This window comes from Flavobacterium rhamnosiphilum, from assembly GCF_004349195.1.
In the GTDB taxonomy this organism is placed as follows: Bacteria; Bacteroidota; Bacteroidia; order Flavobacteriales; family Flavobacteriaceae; genus Flavobacterium; species Flavobacterium rhamnosiphilum.
Genome location: NZ_SMLG01000004.1, coordinates 82,832 through 100,658 on the forward strand (window position 1 = coordinate 82,832; position 17,827 = coordinate 100,658).

Consider the following 17,827-nt stretch of genomic DNA (forward strand, 5'->3'; position numbering starts at 1 on the left):
GCGATAAATAAATGGTATAAGGCAAATATAGAGAATGCTTTTGATAATTGAGAGCAAGTAAGCGTAATAATGTTGAGATATCTTTGATTTTTAAAATTAACCAAAAATTTAACTAAAAAAAACAACTAATTATGAAAGCAAAAGTTAATAAACTTTTAATTCTGTTTGCGCTATTCACGGTGAGCCTGACCTTTGCACAGGGCGAAAGCGTGAAAGGAAAATTGACATCTTCGGGGAGTGGATTGCCATTACCTGGGGTAAATGTTATTGTAAAAGGGACGCAAAATGGAACTACTACCGGCTTTGACGGTAATTTTGCTCTTAAAAATGTATCGCCTAAAAGTGTTTTGGTCTTTAGCTTTATTGGGTACAAAACTCAAGAAATCGTAATAAAGAATCAAAAAGATTTATCGGTTAGTCTAACCGAAGATTCAGCTAAATTGGACGAAGTGGTTGTTAGGGCTTTTGGTACCCAAAAGAAAGCAAATCTTACAGGTTCCATTTCCACAGTTAAAATGGGGGATGCAGTCAACAGGCCAATCACAAATGCTACACAGGCTTTAGCCGGTAAAGCGGCCGGGGTTGTGGTTACACAAAACTCAGGACAACCAGGAGCTGATCAAGCTGCTATTCGAATCAGGGGGATTGGAACCCTTGGAAACAATAATCCTTTGGTGATTATTGATGGTTTAACAGGGCGCCTTAGCGATGTCAATGCTGCGGATATTGAAACTATGACTGTTTTGAAAGATGCTGCCTCGGCTGCCATATATGGTTCCAGGGCTGCCAATGGCGTGATATTGGTTACTACCAAGGCCGGAAAAAAAGGGGAATTTAAAGTAAGCTATGATGGGTATACCGGTATTCAAGCGGGTACTCGTAAAAAGGATTATGTGACTAATTCGGTTCAATTTATGGAATTGTTTAATTTGGCAAGATTTAATGAATCTCCAACCGCTGCACCGACATATTCAGCGGCCAATATCGATAAATTCAGAAATGGAACGGATCCTTATTTGTATCCCAATACGGACTGGCAAGATGAATTGTACCGTCAGGCTCAAATTTCGAGTCACAATCTAAGTGTGAGAGGTGGAGGAGATAAAACGACCTATTCCTTTTCCGTAGGACATATTAATCAAGAAGGAATCCTATTGGGTACCGACACTAAGAATTACTCAGCCCGATTAAATTTGGATACCAAGGTCTCTGATAAATTCAATTATTCTTTGAAAATTTCCGGAAGGCACGATGATACCAACCAACCTGTTACTGGCTCTGGTACGGTTATAGGTTGGATAGACCGAGCTTCGCCTATGCAAAGCTCGCGTTTGGCAGATGGAAGTTATGGTTCTGCATGGATAGGTTTTCAAGATACTACGCAGCCCCTTGCAGGTGCTTTGGAGGGGAAAAACAGAACCGAATATGATAAACTGATAGCAAATTTGTCCGGAGAATACGAACTTCTTAAAGGCTTGAAATTAAAAAGTACCTTAGGAATAGAAACGGAGCATAATTTAAGAAGCGTTTTTAGGCCTCAAATTAAACTTGTTAGACCTACGAATGGTACTGTTTCTCTTTTAAATGTGGGAGGTCTCCCTTTGTCTGCTTCAAGAGGTTATGGTACAAGACGAGACATTACCTTTTTATCAACATTAAATTATAAAAAGACTCTTGGTGAGCGTCATAATTTTGATGTACTGGGAGGTTTTAGTCAAGAAACGCGCAAGTTTAAAAGTGTAGGTGCGACTAAGGATGGACTTCCAAGTAATGCACTTCAAGAAATAGACGCAGCCTCTTTAAATCCTCAAGCTAATGGATCTTCTTCACGTTTCGGATTACAGTCTTATTTCGGGAGATTGAATTATGACTTCGATAGCAGGTATCTTTTTGAAGCTAATCTGAGATACGATGGGTCTTCTAATTTTGGTGAAGGCCATAAATGGGGAACTTTCCCTTCCGTCTCAGCGGGATGGAATATCTCTAATGAAGCATTTATGAAGAATGTAACTTTTATAGACAACCTGAAATTAAGGGCATCTTGGGGGGAATTAGGAAATCAAGACATCACAGCGAATCTATATAGTTCTATTTATGATCTAGGAAAAGAATACTCCTACGGTGGTGTTTTGGCTGGTGGTGCTGCCCAAACCAATTTGTCAAATCCTGATATTACTTGGGAAACTTCTGCCCAAACGGATTTTGGATTGGATCTAAGCATCTTAGGTGGAAAACTGGACTTGGTGGCCGATTATTATAAAAAAACGACTACGGGTATTTTACGTCCAACCGTTATTTCTGGAGTTATTGGCGGTTTGTCAGCTCCTTTGGTAAATTTGGCATCGGTGGAAAACAAAGGGTTTGAATTTTTATTGAACCACAAAAACAACATTGGCGACTTTAAGTACAGTGCCAGTGTGAACTTTACCACCAATGATAATAAAGTTACCAAAATTGCGGCTCCGCAAATTGACGAGTATAGCAGGTTAGCTGAAGGCTGCTCCATTAATGAGTTCTATGTGATTAAAATGTTGGGGATTTTTCAAAATGCTGCGGAAGTAACTGCTCATGGAGCTCAACCTACTGCACAACCGGGAGATATTAAATTTGAAGATTTGAACAAAGATGGTGTAATTGATAATTCAGACAAGCAGGCTATGGGACAATCCATACCAAAATACACCTATGGTTTTGATTTGTCCGCTTCATACAAAGGATTTGATTTTTCCATGCTTTGGATAGGGGTTGAGGGCGAAAAGGCAATCACCGAACACGAACAAAAGCCGTTTTTTAACGGTGCGGGAATATCAAAATTTTGGGTAGAGAATTCTTGGACTCCGGAAAAACCAAATAACAGTTATCCAAGACTGGTTAGATCGAGTAATTATGTTAATAATGCTTGGAGGCCTTCATCATTTCTACTTCAAGATGCTTCTTTTCTTAGAATGAAAAACATCCAATTGGGCTATTCCTTACCCGATGCATTCTTGGAAAAAATACATATTAACAAATTTAGAATCTATATCAATGCAACTAACCCATTAACTTTTACGAAGTATAGAGGATTAGATCCTGAGAAAGACCGTTTTGGAGGCAGGGGAGCTTATTCTAATGTACAAGTGTATTCTTTGGGTTTTAATATTTCTTTATAAACGTAGAAAAAAATAAAAAAATACAATATGAAAACATATGTAAAATTAATCTTGGGGACATTTTTCGTCCTTACTTCTTGTGACAATGAGGTTTTGGAAGTGGCTTCCACTACACAAATTTCTTCGGAAACGTTTTGGAAAACAGAAGCAGATGTTCGTTTAGCTTTAAACGGGGAATATAGCGCATTAGCTAATGTGGAAGAAAATTACATCTATTATGACGTACTTTCAGATAATGCGTATGGGAACTATCCATGGGAAGGGTATAAAGCCATTGCTGATGGAACACACAGTCCAAGAAGTGGCGGCGCTATTGATTGGATGTGGGCTAATTGTTTTAGTGGTATTGGTAGAGCTAACGTGGTTCTTGATAATTATGAAAAAGTTGGAAACCTTAGTGATGCCTTCAAAAAATCGGTTAGAGGGGAATCGCTGTTTTTAAGAGCCTATTTTTATTTCAGATTAACGGAATTCTACGGAGGGGTACCTATAATTTTAGAAAGCCCAAAATTAGCGCATGCTGAAATACCAAGGGATACTAAGGAAAATGTGGTAAACCAGATACTCAAAGATTTGGATGAGGCAGCAACTTTATTGCCATCAACCCAGTCTGAAACAGGAAAAGCAACCAAAGGAGCTGTCAAAGCTTTAAAAGCCAGAGTATTATTGTACAATCAGAAATGGTCTGAAGCTGCGGCTACGGCTCAAGAAGTTATGAGCATGGGGTATTCTTTATTTCCTAACTATAGGGATTTATTCCGTGAAGCAAATGAAAACAATAATGAGGTTATTTTTGATGTACAATTCAAATCACCGGAAAAAGGGAATTATTTTGGACTGTACCTCGCAAGCTATACCCTTGGAGGCTGGTCTTCTATTGTACCAATGCAGAACTTGGTAAATGATTATGAGATGACCGATGGTAAGTCTATTAGTCAATCCCCTTTGTATAATTCCAGTAACCCTTATAACAATAGGGATCCAAGGTTAAAACAAACTATTTCTGTTCCAGGGGCTACGGTCAATGGAATTGTTAATCATGTAGGTGAATTTGGCGGATTTATGTTCAAAAAATACACAGAATATGATGAAACGGGTGTATTTGGTGCACCATCTGATGCAGTTGCATCTGGGATTAACGCAATCATATTTAGATATGCTGAAATAGTATTGACTTATGCAGAAGCAAAAAATGAAGTATCTGGGCCAGATCAATCCGTTTACGATGCCATTAACATGGTTAGAACCAGACCAACTGTAAACATGCCAGTTATTCCTGCCGGATTGTCTAAAGATCAAATGCGTCAGGCCATTAGGCATGAACGCAGGATTGAGCTTGTCCTTGAAGGAACAAGATATTCCGATTTAAGACGTTGGAACATTGCTGAGGGAATTTTAAATGGGCTTGCCGATCCGGGAGGAATAAGAGTTTTTGCAGCAAGTAAAGATTATCTATGGCCTATTCCGGGGGGAGAATTTGATATAAGAGGGACAAGATTGGTTCAAAACCCAGGATACGGTAATTAAGTTAGTTTGTTAAAATAAAGGTAATAAACTACCCCTGAAAATCTTGGGGTAGTTTATTTAATTTCCATTTGAAGAGATAATAAATTGAAACAAGAAATAAATTAAAATAAATAGATATGGAAACTGCATTTTGGAAGAATGATGATGAACTTTTTGATATTATCCGTGAGGAGCTTTATACCGCAGTGGTAGGCGATATTATGGATAAGTTGGGATTGTTACACCAATTCCTATCACCAAAAATACAACCTTTAAGAGACGATATGTTTGTGGTTGGGCGTGCTATGACTGTCTTGGAAGCCGATGTGGTTTCGGATTCCAGTAGCAATAACCCTGTTTTAAACAGACCCTTTGGGCTAATGCTCGAAGCTTTGGATGATTTGAAAAAAAATGAAGTATATGTATGTACGGGTTCTTCGCCATCGTATGCTTTATGGGGTGAATTAATGGCTACCAGAGCCCAGATATTGGGTGCGGCTGGTGCTGTTGTTGATGGGTATTCGAGAGATACCAAAGGAATATTGGAATTGAATTTCCCTTCCTTTTCTTATGGACGTTACGCCCAAGATCAGGCACCACGAGGAAAAGTGATTGACTTTCGTGTGCCAATAGAGATGAATGGGGTGCGCATTAATCCAGGAGATATTATTATAGGAGATATTGATGGAGTTTGTGTGGTACCAAAAGAATCTGAAGTAGAAGTGTTTCGCCTTGCAATAGAAAAAGCAAGAGGCGAGAAAATGGTACAGAAAAAGATACAAGAAGGAATGAGTACTGTTGAGGCCTTTGCCAAATTTGGTATCATGTAATATAAATGGATAGGATATGTCTTTTGTTTTATGGCATGCCTTAATGTTTAGTTTTTTCTTTTAATGAAATGACAATAAAAATTAAATCTAAAATAAAGTGAATAAAATAATAGTCGTAATAATTTTAAGCTGGTTTGTTTCTTTTAATCAAGTAAATGCACAAGCAAAAAACATATTGGGTTATGATGTGCCTGTGATTACTCCTTTTGCATCAACGATTACAGGAGTTGCTTCTTCAAAGATTTCCTTGAATGGCAGTTGGGGATTCGACATTAAAGAACAATCTCAAAAAGGGAAGAATATTCAGGTGCCTGGGGAGTGGGAAATGCAGGACTATACTGTAAACGAAGGTCAAACAGCTGTATATTCCAAACGTCTTGATATTCCCGCCGACTGGAAAGGAAAGCAAATTAAAATTCGTTTTGATGGTGTAAGTTCACACGCTTTAGTAAAAGTAAACGGAAAAAAATTAGGGGAACATGAAGGCAGTTTTGTTCCTTTTGAAGTGGATCTTACTAGTGCTTTAAATTACAAAAATGATGTGTTGGAAGTAGAAGTCCAGGCTTTGACTGTCAGCGATCGTTTGGCTTGCACTTCTCAATATGCATGTCATACGGTAGGCGGATTATTAAGGAAAGTAACACTATTTGCAGTTGCTCCCGTGCATATCATTTCTCCTACGATTAATACGGTCTTTGATGGGGAATATAAAAATGCATCCCTTGTTATTGGAAGTTCTATTTTAAATAATTCGTTAGTTCTTGCAAATGCACAGCTGGAGTTTACGCTCTTTGATGCAAATGGAAAAATTGTAGCAAAAAAATCTTCAGCACTTGAAAAAGGAATCGATATAAACGGTACTAATGATGTTGAAACGACTTTGGTAATCAAAACGCCAAAGCATTGGAATCCGGAGCACCCATATTTATACAAACTACAAACAGATTTATTGGTTAACGGAATCTTGCAACAAACAAATGAGCAAAGGGTTGGCTTTCGCCAAATTATTATAAAAGGCAATCAGGTTTTCGTAAATGGTAAACCCATAAAATTACATGGAGTAAACCGCCATTCAGTTCATCCTTTAACCGGGCGAAGCATCTCTCCTGAATTGGATAGAAAAGATGCTGAATTGTTTAGGGCAGCCAATTGTAATTATATCCGTACTTCACATTATCCTCCATCCGAAGAGTTTTTGAATGCGGCAGATGAGTTGGGATTATTTGTGGAAAGTGAAGCTTCATTGACTTGGATTCAGCATCACGCATCACCAATATGGAAATTGTGGAATTATACGGATGAAAAATTACTTCCTTTCATGGTACGCGCCAACATGGATAATATATTGGCGGGACGCAATCATCCTTCCATAATCATTTGGTCGTTGGGGAATGAATCAAGATGGAGCCCGCTTTGGGAAAAAGTAAATGCGGTGGTAAAGCAAATGGATAAATCAAGACCAACCAGTTTTCACGATCAGTGTTGGGGAGGGTTCAATAATGCCGGAAGTAAAGCTGATATTGCCAATTATCATTATCCCGGAATTGATGGGCCAAAAGCTACTGATACCATGTCCCGTCCCACATTGTTTGGGGAGTATTCGCATCTAACGACTTATAATCGCAGGGAATTGTTGTCAGATCCAGGAGTTCGCAGTGCCTACAATGCACCTCTGGTGCAATTTTATGATTCGATTTATCATCACAAGGGCAATTTAGGAGGCGCGATATGGAGTGGTATTGATGATACTTTTCATATGCCAGACGGAAGAATTGTTGGTTATGGCCCTTGGGGTCCTCTGGATGCTTGGAGAAGGCCAAAGCCAGAATATTTTGGAGTTAAAAAAGCCTATTCTCCTGTTCGTGTTACCAATGTAAATTGGTCTACGCTCCATAAAGGATATGTTGAATTGACAGTAGAGAACCGTTACGATTTTACGTCACTCAAAGAGGTAAGTATCGAAGTAAAAATAAATGGTGTTTCAAAATCAGTTTCGTCTGATATACCTGCTCGTGGGAAGGGAATTTTGAGAATTCCTGCAGTTAAAAATGCGAAGGAATTGTATATTTCGTTTACAGATCCGCGTGGTTTCATGGCTGATGAAGAGAAATATGAAAACACGACTATTGTCGAAGAGCAAGATAAAAAAGTAGCGGTTTCTTTTTCCGAAAATGAAGCGGCTATAACAGTGAAGCAGGGTGATGTGAATTATTTAATCAATAAAATAACAGGTATCATTACTAGTGTAACAAAGAACAACCAAACCGTATTGACACAAGGCCCCGTATTTTGTATGGTGCCAATGAACGATGAAGATGGCGGGAAACCCAATGTAGCGGGAGAAACGTATCAGAATAATATTTACCCGGTAAAAAATTATCCTTTATACACTTTGTTTGCAAAAGAACTTACAGCCACACAAACTGACCAAGGTATTCGAGTAAGCATGAAAACTACTTATACCAATGCCAAAGGAAAGCAATCCTATTTATTTACAACCGATGGGAAATTGGTGACGGAATATGAGGTAGAATGTGGAGATTACGATGTGAGTCCGTATCAATATGGTTTATTAATGCAGTTGCCAAAACAATTTGAGCAGTTAAGGTGGAAAAGAAAAGGGGAATTCACAACCTATCCTGAAAATGACATCGCAAGAAACGAAGGAACAGCAATGCTGAATGCAAAACATGTAAATGGGGTGGAAGAACCTGGAGTTATCCCTAATGGCGATTGGAAGGATGATGCCAATGACTTAGGAAGCAATGACTTCCGTTCGACAAAAAGATATATCAAATCGGCGGTATTGCAGGATAAAATGGGAAACAGCATCAAAGTATTGTCTGACGGGACTCAAGCCTCTCGAAGCTGGTTGCAAGACGAACGCATACAATGGCTGATTGCTGATTACAGCAATACTGGTTCTGAACCTTTTTACGGTTCACCACATACAGATGGCCGAATAAAAACGAAGAACAAAACGTTAAAAGGAAAATTGATACTCATAATTAAATAAACAGATGAAAAATATTTTTGTAATTTTAATTTTTGCTGTTATGGCTTCTGCCGTAAATGCACAGCAATTTATTGTCTAAGGAAGGAAAGCCTTGGAAGAAACAGTTCAAAAAATAGTAAAGGGACGGCAGTTATAAAATTAATTCAAAAAAATTAAGCAGGTATGAAATAACCATGTTTGAGAGAAATACGACAATCATAAAGTTTTCTTTAAACGGGTACATTCCATATTTCAATAAAAATAAATAGAGATATTATGAAAATTACAGATGTAAAAGTGTGGATGGTAGAAGGTGTCAAATACAACTGGACACTATTGAAAATTTATACAGATACTGGACACACCGGTGTGGGCGAAGCGACCAACTGGCCAGGAAGTCCAATCGTTTATAATGCCGCAAAGCATGTGGGTGAAAGAATCATTGGACTTGATCCAATGAAAACCGATTTTATCTGGACAAAATTATACCGTGATCTCAACTGGATAGGTCCCTATGGTGCCAGTTTGTGTGCCATTAGCGGGATTGACATGGCTTTACTTGATTTAAAAGGAAAAGTGTTAGGCACTCCATGTTATGAATTATTGGGCGGTGCTTTTAGAAAAGATATCTTATTGTATGCCAACTATTGGTTTACAGGAGGTGGACATAATGCCGAAGATTACGCAATACAGGCCAAAAAGGTTAAAGAGGCAGGGTTTACTGGTTTAAAATTTGATCCTTTTGCCCATACCAATTATTTATATGGGGAAGATTTGTCTTCAAATCTTACCCTTACTGCAGAGCAACAGGATTTAGCTTTTAATGTTAGTAAAGCGGTTCGTGATGCCGTAGGTCCTGATTTTGACATCATGATTGAGACGCATGCCATGTTGAATTATCGTGTTGCGGTTAAAATGGCACAACGGTTATCGGAATTAGATATTACCTGGTACGAAGAACCTGCCGGTCCTGAAAGTGCTGATACATTAAGGGCAATGCGTGAACGTATTCCTTCAAATGTCTCTATTTGTGTTGGAGAAAGACACTATACCAGACACGGGATCCGCCCTGTATTGGAAAAAAATATATGTGATATCATGATGCCAGATATCACCCGTTGCGGAGGGCCATCAGAAATGAAAAGAATGGCTACCATGATGGAGGCATACAATGTTTTATTGGCACCACATAATCCTAATGGACCATTGTCAACTTTGGCATCTGCCCATGTATGTGCTTCAGTTCCTAACTTTTTCCGTCAGGAATTTATGTTCAATGATGTGCCTTGGAGAGATACCGTGATTACCCATCCTATAAAAGACATGATTCATAACGGTCATCTGCAATTAAGTGACAGACCCGGTTTAGGCGTTGATCTGATAGAAGAAGAAATGGAAAAACATCCAGGGATATTAATTCCTAGACCGGGTTTTTATGTGTAAATTTATTTTTTAAAAGGACTAATTGATAACTTCTTTATATGCCATTACAAATAGATTTAAAAGATAAAGTGGCATTAATTACGGGTATAACATCCGGAATTGGTGCTGCCATAGCTAAGGTTTTTGCAAAAGCGGGAGCCCATGTAACGGGTTGTGGAAGGCATGAAGCTTCATCGCAAGAAGCCGTGCGTTTTGTGAACCGTGTAAACGATTTCAAACAAAAGGCCTTGTATCTTCAAGCGGATGTTACTGTTGCCGATGATTTACAAAAGCTAGTCCAACAGACGATTGATAAATTTGGTAGAATAGATATTCTGATTAGCAATGCTGGTGCAAATGTATTTGAAGGCGCTGCCAATTGTGATGAAGAACATTGGCAACAAAATATGGAGCTGAATCTTGCTTCGCACTGGCGGTTGGCGAAGTTGTGTAAACCATATTTAGAAAAGAACAATGGAGTCATTATTGTCATGACATCCAATCATGCCTATTCGAGCATTCCTGGATGTTTTCCTTATAATGTTACCAAAACTGCATTGACAGGATTGGTAAGAAGTCTTGCAATAGAGTGGGGACCAACTATAAGAACCGTTGGTATTGCTCCTGGTTTTATTGATACGCCTGGCAATCAAAACTGGTTTGATTCCTTTCCGGATGCCGCAAAAGAGCGACAAAGAACCATTGATTTGCATCCTGTAAAAAAGATTGGGTCCCCAGAAGAAGTGGGAGCTTGGTGTGTGTTTTTGGCAAGTGAGTATGCCTCATTTGCTAGTGGTGTAACTTATTTATTAGATGGAGGGCGTAGTGCGTTAATGCAGGATGAATAAGAAAATGACAATGGAAACATGGAAAGCATTGCCTTTATGCAAAACTGAATTGCTTCTTGGTGAAGGGGCACATTGGCACTCCGCTTGGGGGAAATTTTTGTATGTGGATATAGAAGGAAAAAAAGTGGGATGCATTGATCCTATTACTAAAATTACAGAAGAAAAGAATGTTGGTGAAAGAATAGGAACTGTTGTGCCGGCAGATAATGGTAGTCTTGTTCTTGCATTGGAAAGTTCAATAGTGTCATTAAATTTTGACACAGGTGAACAGAAAGAACTGATAAAAATTGAAGTTGAGAAACCAAACAATCGTTCTAACGATGGTAAATGCGATGCGCTTGGAAGACTTTGGATAGGAACAATGCACGAAGAGGCAAAAGGTGCTGAAGGCGCTCTGTATTGTTTCGATGGAAAAAGTTTGATAGAAAAAATGTCTAACCGAAAAGTGTCGAATGGCATTTGCTGGAGCAAGGATAATAAAACAATGTATTACATAGATTCTTTTGATTATAATATCAAAAGGTATGACTTCGATTTAACCAATGGTACTATCTCAAATGAGAGTGTTATTGTTGAAGTGACTGAACCTGGTTTCACGCCGGACGGGATGACTATAGATGAGGAAGGAATGTTATGGGTAGCTATGTGGGGGGGCAGATGTGTAAATAGATACAATGCATTTACAGGTGAATTAGTAGGGAAAGTGGAAGTTGATGCTCCCCATGTTACCTCTTGTGCTTTTGGAGGAAATGGGATGCAACAACTATTGATTACGACAGCCAGAGTCGGACTGGATGAAGAGCAATTACTGCAATATCCGGATAGTGGCTCTTTATTCATTGTTGATGTGGGAATCAGGGGAATGGAAATGCACCAATTTGCGCTCCAACATTAACAAAAAAACAATCAATTTAGGATGAAGGAAATAATTTTATTCGGGGAATATTTATTAAGGTTAACTCCACCAGGGAGCAAAAAAATTTTACAAGCTGAAAATTTGGAGATGCATTGGGCGGGTTCCGAAGCTAACATTGCTGTTTCATTGTCCTTATTTGGAGAAAGAGCACGTTATGTAACCGCTTTGCCGCCAAATACAATTGCGCAAACAGGGATTACACAGCTTCACCGTTATGGCGTGCCTACTACAGTTATTGAAAAAGAAAATAGCCGTGTCGGGATTTATTATTACGAAAGCGGTGTCGGAGTCAGACCAGGCAGGGTAATCTATGATCGGGATTATTCGGCTTTTAGTATGTTGAAAGTAGGAGAGGTCGACTGGAAAGAAGTTTTTGCAGCTGCTGATTGGTTTCATTGGAGCGGCATTACTCCTGCTTTAAACGAAAATTTAGCAGCAGTTTGTTTAGACGCTTTGGAAGTTGCAAAACAAAATGGTGTGATGATTTCCGCCGATTTTAATTACCGAAGTACCCTATGGCAATATGGAAAACCCAGCAGTGAAATAATGCCGGAATTACTCAGTTATTGTGACGTGGTTCTTGCTGACGTTGATTCCGCAAAATTGTATTTCAACATCAATCCTGACGAGGATAATTTGGTAGAAAGTACCTGTGCGTTATTGAAGGAAAAGTTGCCAAATGTTACGTATATAGCCATGACAATGCGCAGCCAAAAGAGTGCGTCTTCAAACGGCTATACGGGTTATCTGTGGCATAACAATGAAATAGTTTCCTCTTCGGAGTATAGTATAGACAGCATCGCCGAGCGCATTGGAGCGGGTGATGCGTTTATGGCCGGACTGATTTATGGTTTGCACCAAAATCAACCCTTGCAACAAGTAATAGAATACGCAACAGCTTGCGGAGTGATGAAGCACAGTATAGTTGGAGATATGAATGTTGCTTCAAAAGAAGAAGTAGAAATGATTATAACGCAAAAAGGCAGCGGAAGAATTATCCGTTAATCTTTTTGAGAATTAAAATAAAATTAAATATGGCAGTTTTAAAACCATCGGAAATGCAAGAACGCGTTTTACAGGAAAAATTCATTCCCTTGTATACTCATACAGATTTAGAAGTGTGTAAAAATGTAATGCGTATATGTTATGAAAATGGGATAAAAGTGTTTGAGTTTACCAATAGGAACACAAACTCTTTCGAGATTTTTATTGAATTGCGGCGATACCGTGATGCCGAATTACCTGAAATGAAGATTGGAATTGGAACCATTAAAAATGCAGACCAAGCGAAACGATTCATCGAAGCCGGAGCAGATTTTCTTATTTCACCGGTTGTTTTGGAAGAAATCCAAGAGGTTTGTAAGAAGGAAAATATATTGTGGATTCCCGGTTGTGCTACACCGTCGGAGGTTTGTTTGGCAGAAAACTGGGGTTTGTCATTGGTTAAAATATTTCCTGCAAAACAACTGGGTGGACCTTCTTATATAGAGGCGATAAAAGCGGTATTTCCGGAAATGCAGTTTATGGCAACCGGAGGAGTCGAAGCCAGCAGAGAAGAAGTACAAAAATGGTATGATGCCGGTGTATCATCGGTTGGTTTGGGGTCTCAATTATTCCCTAAAGAAATGATACGAGAGAAAGCATATGAAAAAATGAGTGAACATTTATCGGTTCTGGTGAGTGAGTTTGATTTGCTAAAAAGAATATAAGAAGGATAATGAAAAAACCTAAATGCAGAAGATTTCTCATTTCTCTAGAAATGTTGTGCAACTGGTTAAATGTAAAATTAAGACGAATATTTAAAAAGAAATACTAATAATATAAGAACGATTGTTATGAAATTGGAATTAATTGATTACCTCATTATTGGCATATATTTTATTTTTGTAATTGGGATTGGTTTTCTGCTGAAACGGAAAGTAAAAACGGGAAATGATTTTTTAATGAGTAACCGCAACATTCCGTTATGGATTACCAGTCTCGCTTTTATTTCTGCCAATTTGGGTGCGCAAGAGGTGTTGGGTATGGCTGCAAATGGTGCCAAGTATGGATTGTATACGGCTCATTTTTATTGGTTGGGAGCGGCTTTGGCAATGATTTTTTTAGGGGTTTTCATGATGCCGTTTTATTATGGAAGCAAGGCACGCAGTGTGCCGGAATACCTTAAACTTCGTTTCGATGAAAAGACCAGAACCTTCAATGCGCTCACGTTTGCAGTAATGACTGTTTTTTCATCAGGTGTTTCTTTGTATGCTTTAGCCATGCTGATGGAAGTGGTGTTAGGATGGAATTTTGATCTTTCAATTTGGGTTGCTGCAACTGTGGTGTTCATTTATATTTTCTTGGGTGGACTAACCAGCGCTGTCTATAATGAGGTATTACAATTCTTTTTGATTGTATTGGGAATAGCACCTTTGGTTTTTATAGGATTGGATAAAGTAGGAGGATGGGAAGGAATTGTCCAAAATGTCGATGATGCGAAACTTCATGTTTGGAAAGGATTGGATAGTCCCACCAATAATCCGATGGGGGTGGATGCCTTTAGTATGGTCTTTGGTCTTGGATTTGTCTTGGCTTTTGGATATTGGTGTACCGATTTTTTGGTGGTACAAAGGGCCATGATCAGTAAAAACCTAAGCGATGCTCAAAGAACACCCATCATTGCTGCCATTCCCAAAATATTGATGCCAGCAATTGTTATTCTTCCTGGGATAATAATCCTTGCTTTGCAAAGTAAATTTACTGGTTTTGATCTTCCAACTAATCCAAATGGCGATCCAAATTATAATATGGTATTGCCTATTTTGTTGCAAAAACTGTATCCAAACGGAATATTAGGAGTGGGAATTACCGCTTTAATTGCTTCGTTTATGAGTGGAATGGCAGGAAATGTCACCGCTTTTAATACCGTATGGACATTTGATATTTACCAATCGCATATAAAGAAAAACGGCTCGGAGAAGCACTATTATTATATAGGAAAGGCAGCTACTGTTGCAGGAATATTAATTTCAATCATGACCGCTTATGTTGCCCGTGGTTTTAACAATATAATGGACTTGTTGCAACTGGTATTCAGTTTTGTAAATGCTCCGCTTTTTGCCACATTCTTTTTAGGGATGTTTTGGAAGCGTACTACCGGTCATGGTGCCTTTTGGGGATTACTTGCCGGTACAGGTACTGCAGCACTTACGCATGGTTTGACTGTAGCCGAGGGTAAGGGAGGTTGGATAGCCAATATACATGAGTACTATTCCGGAACTGGCCAAGCTTTCAATATCGCATGGATTTCATTTATAGCCTGCTTTGTAGTTACCATATTGATCAGTCTTGTTACGCAACCAAAAGCTGATGAAGAATTGGTTGGTTTGGTTTATAGTCTTACTCCAAAACAAAAGGATTCCAGTAAAGTTTGGTACAAAAACCCGCTTTGGCTGGGTGTAATAGTGTTAGTGGTTACTCTTGTATTTAATATAATCTTCTTCTAAAAGTATTTACTATGAACAAATTATTTGATTTACGTTTTGTTATCGGGCTTTTTTTCCTGATTATTGGCTTATTATTGATAGGTTATAGTTTCCTCTCAGATGCTACTGAATACAAAAAGGAAGTTAATCTCTATTGTGGATTGTTATTTTCTTCATTTGCATTGCTCATGTTTATGTTGAAGCAGAAAAATAAAGATGATGAGGTATAGTAAGGAACAGGAAAAATAGGCTGAAAATATGATGCGTTTTAAAACATTCAAAAAAGCAAATACACTGTTAAATCGGTAATTTTGAATGTTTTTTGTTTTGTCATTATAATTCAGTATTGCTTATTTAGGACAAAACTAAGATTAAAAATTACAAAGTGTCGGTTCTAAAAGGAGGAGTTACAAGTCCATCTTTATTGTAGAGCATTATTTTCCCCGGAGCATCATCCCATAAATAGCGAACTTCTTTTGGATTAGAAACTTTCTCACTCCTTAACTTTATGGTTTTCATGTCATTTTGCAAATAACTATTTGCAGGGTAGAATTTTTTGTCGTTTCCAGCAATCATAAAGCCGTTGATTCCTGATTTAGGAGTTTCCGGTGCAAATGTTCCGTTTTTAAAGGTAACTATTATTGAATTTCCTTCCGTTTTGTGATTTTCAAAAACAGGTGCTGAAATAGTCAATTCTTTTTTGCCAAAAGCTAAATTTCCAGCAATCGTTGCCATTCTTTTTCCTACAATCTGTTTGCGAACTGGGTGAATGTTATCGTCGTCACCCACGTCAATCAAGACTGCCATTCCAGTATTCTTTAATTCTAATGCTTTGGCTTGTGATTCACGAAGTGTAATCCAACGATTATTTTGGTTGGCGTAATTTGGTAATTGAGCAAAAATAAATGGATAATCTGACTTCCATTTTTTCCTCCAATCGGCAATCATTTCTTTGAATAAACCGGCATATTCAGTAGCGTTATTAGAATTAGATTCAGCTTGATACCAAATGATTCCTTTGATTTTAATTCCGAAAAAAGGGGCAACCATTCCATTATATAATGAAGTTGCATATTTTGTTGGGTGTTGTCTTACAGGTACTTCTTCGATATTTTTAGTTCCCGTTTCATATTTCCATTCCCCGGCCAAAGAAATCTTTTGTAATGCTGTTTGTAGATATAATGCCTCTTTAGCGCTGCGGAAACCACCTATATCGCCACTGTTTTTTACACGAATAGTAATAGTGTTTTTTCCAATGGTAAATATGTTTTTAGGAATTTTATAAAAACGATCTAAATCTTTTAGTTTGCTTTCTCCAACAATTTTTCCGTTGATATAGGTAACGTCTTCATTATCGATGCGTCCAATACTTAAAATGAACTCTTTTTGAGATAATTCTTTTTGAGACAATTCAAAAGTTCTGGAAACCCATATGATTCCATCGTTTGGAATTATTTTTGCCATACTCCAATATATAGGTAAATTTATGGTTTTCCATGATGATGTATCATAAGAACTATCATACCATCTTTCTTGCATTCCAATATCTAATTTATCTGCTTTGTCTTCCCAGATCTTGAAATCTTTATTGTAATTCGCTATTACTTCAGGAAAATTGATGTTCTTCATTTCAGCAATCACTTTTTTTGCAGATTCATGTTTCCCCATTATATCCTCACTCATCCATGCCTCAATATTGGTTCCTCCCCATGAAGAATTTATTAACCCTATTGGGACTTTGTATTCATGATAGAGCTCTCTTCCAAAAAAATAGGCAATTGCAGAAAATCCCTTCGCATTTTCAGGATAACAAGGCTCCCATTGCCCTTTTTCAATGTCCTTTTGAGGTGTTCCAGCCATAGTTCTGGAAACTTGCAATAGCTTTATTTTTTTATAGTTCGCTTTCGAAAGCTCTTCTTTTCCATTTAAGGCATCTTCTAATTTCCAACCCATATTGGATTGCCCGGAACAAAACCAGACATCTCCTATATATATGTCTTGAAAAGTAATTTCATTGTCTTCCTTAATTGTCATTATAAAAGGACCTCCTGCTTTTTGTCCTGGTAAATCAATGCTCCATTCACCATTTGTATTGACTTTGGTCTCTAGATTCTTATTATTGAAGTTGATTTTTACTGTTTTGCCTGCATCTGCCCAACCATAAATTGTAATTGAGGCGTCCCGTTGCAAGACCATATGGTTTGAAAAAAACTTAGGCAATGTCACCATAGCAATGATTGGACCCGAAATAATTATTAAAAGAAAGGAAATTATACGTTTCATAATTGATTTTGATAAAAATTAATCTCGCTAAAATATATAATTAAAATTGGTTGACCAAAATTACGATTGCTAATTGTTTTATTTTAATCAATAAAAAGCAGTTCGTATTTAATTTTAAGCATAAATTATTGTTGATTATATATATATTAAATGTATAATTGCGTTTTTATTGTTGTAAAGTCGCTATTTGGAGGGTTTTAGATGTATTTCTTGAAATTTATCGTTTATTGAGACCAAATAATGATTTTACTTATAAATAGGCATAAAATGACTGCTCTTCTGGGATTGAAGAGCTATTTTACTATTGATTTTTCTAATGGTTAATAAAAAAATCAATAGTATTTAAACAAATCGAATCGATTTACTATGGAAAACGTTGTAGTTTAAATTTTTTAATTCAAGGAATTT

The 17,827-nt window shown here is 37.7% G+C and carries 12 protein-coding genes; 11 read left to right on the forward strand and 1 reads right to left on the reverse strand.

Annotated features, from left to right (window positions below; genetic code table 11):
* Positions 1-131 precede the first annotated feature (131 nt).
* The 11 genes from E0I26_RS06920 (at position 132) to E0I26_RS06970 (ending at position 15,366) form a co-directional block, all read left to right on the forward strand.
* Positions 132-3,152: a SusC/RagA family TonB-linked outer membrane protein gene (locus tag E0I26_RS06920; protein WP_131915762.1), complete on the forward strand. Its 3,021-nt coding sequence runs from the start codon at positions 132-134 to the stop codon at positions 3,150-3,152.
* A 27-nt stretch (positions 3,153-3,179) separates the two neighbouring features.
* Entirely contained in the window at positions 3,180-4,679 is a 1,500-nt protein-coding gene (locus E0I26_RS06925; RefSeq protein WP_131915763.1) for a RagB/SusD family nutrient uptake outer membrane protein, read from the forward strand.
* A gap of 116 nt (positions 4,680-4,795) precedes the next feature.
* On the forward strand, positions 4,796-5,488 hold the full coding sequence (locus E0I26_RS06930) for an RraA family protein (protein WP_131915764.1): 693 nt from the start codon (positions 4,796-4,798) through the stop codon (positions 5,486-5,488).
* A gap of 97 nt (positions 5,489-5,585) precedes the next feature.
* Positions 5,586-8,504: a glycoside hydrolase family 2 TIM barrel-domain containing protein gene (locus tag E0I26_RS06935; RefSeq protein WP_131915765.1), complete on the forward strand. Its 2,919-nt coding sequence runs from the start codon at positions 5,586-5,588 to the stop codon at positions 8,502-8,504.
* Between the two features lie 255 nt (positions 8,505-8,759).
* Positions 8,760-9,926: a mandelate racemase/muconate lactonizing enzyme family protein gene (locus E0I26_RS06940; protein ID WP_131915766.1), complete on the forward strand. Its 1,167-nt coding sequence runs from the start codon at positions 8,760-8,762 to the stop codon at positions 9,924-9,926.
* Between the two features lie 38 nt (positions 9,927-9,964).
* Entirely contained in the window at positions 9,965-10,753 is a 789-nt protein-coding gene (locus tag E0I26_RS06945; protein WP_131915767.1) for an SDR family NAD(P)-dependent oxidoreductase, read from the forward strand.
* Between the two features lie 10 nt (positions 10,754-10,763).
* A complete protein-coding gene (locus E0I26_RS06950) occupies positions 10,764-11,648 on the forward strand; it encodes an SMP-30/gluconolactonase/LRE family protein (protein ID WP_165929416.1) in 885 nt (294 codons plus the stop codon).
* A gap of 21 nt (positions 11,649-11,669) precedes the next feature.
* Positions 11,670-12,674 (forward strand): sugar kinase, encoded by a 1,005-nt coding sequence (locus E0I26_RS06955; RefSeq protein ID WP_131915769.1) that lies wholly within the window; start codon positions 11,670-11,672, stop codon positions 12,672-12,674.
* A gap of 29 nt (positions 12,675-12,703) precedes the next feature.
* On the forward strand, positions 12,704-13,378 hold the full coding sequence (locus E0I26_RS06960; protein ID WP_131915770.1) for a beta/alpha barrel domain-containing protein: 675 nt from the start codon (positions 12,704-12,706) through the stop codon (positions 13,376-13,378).
* Between the two features lie 126 nt (positions 13,379-13,504).
* The gene (locus E0I26_RS06965; protein WP_131915771.1) at positions 13,505-15,157 is read left to right on the forward strand and encodes a sodium:solute symporter family protein; all 1,653 of its coding nucleotides are present in this window, start codon (positions 13,505-13,507) and stop codon (positions 15,155-15,157) included.
* Between the two features lie 11 nt (positions 15,158-15,168).
* Positions 15,169-15,366 carry a hypothetical protein gene (locus E0I26_RS06970; protein ID WP_131915772.1) on the forward strand — a complete coding sequence of 66 codons (198 nt, stop codon included), beginning with the start codon at positions 15,169-15,171 and terminating at the stop codon, positions 15,364-15,366.
* Between the two features lie 148 nt (positions 15,367-15,514).
* Here E0I26_RS06970 and E0I26_RS06975 read toward each other — a convergent pair whose 3' ends face one another.
* Positions 15,515-17,419 (reverse strand): sialate O-acetylesterase, encoded by a 1,905-nt coding sequence (locus E0I26_RS06975; RefSeq protein ID WP_131915773.1) that lies wholly within the window; start codon positions 17,417-17,419, stop codon positions 15,515-15,517.
* Between the last annotated feature and the right edge of the window lie 408 nt (positions 17,420-17,827).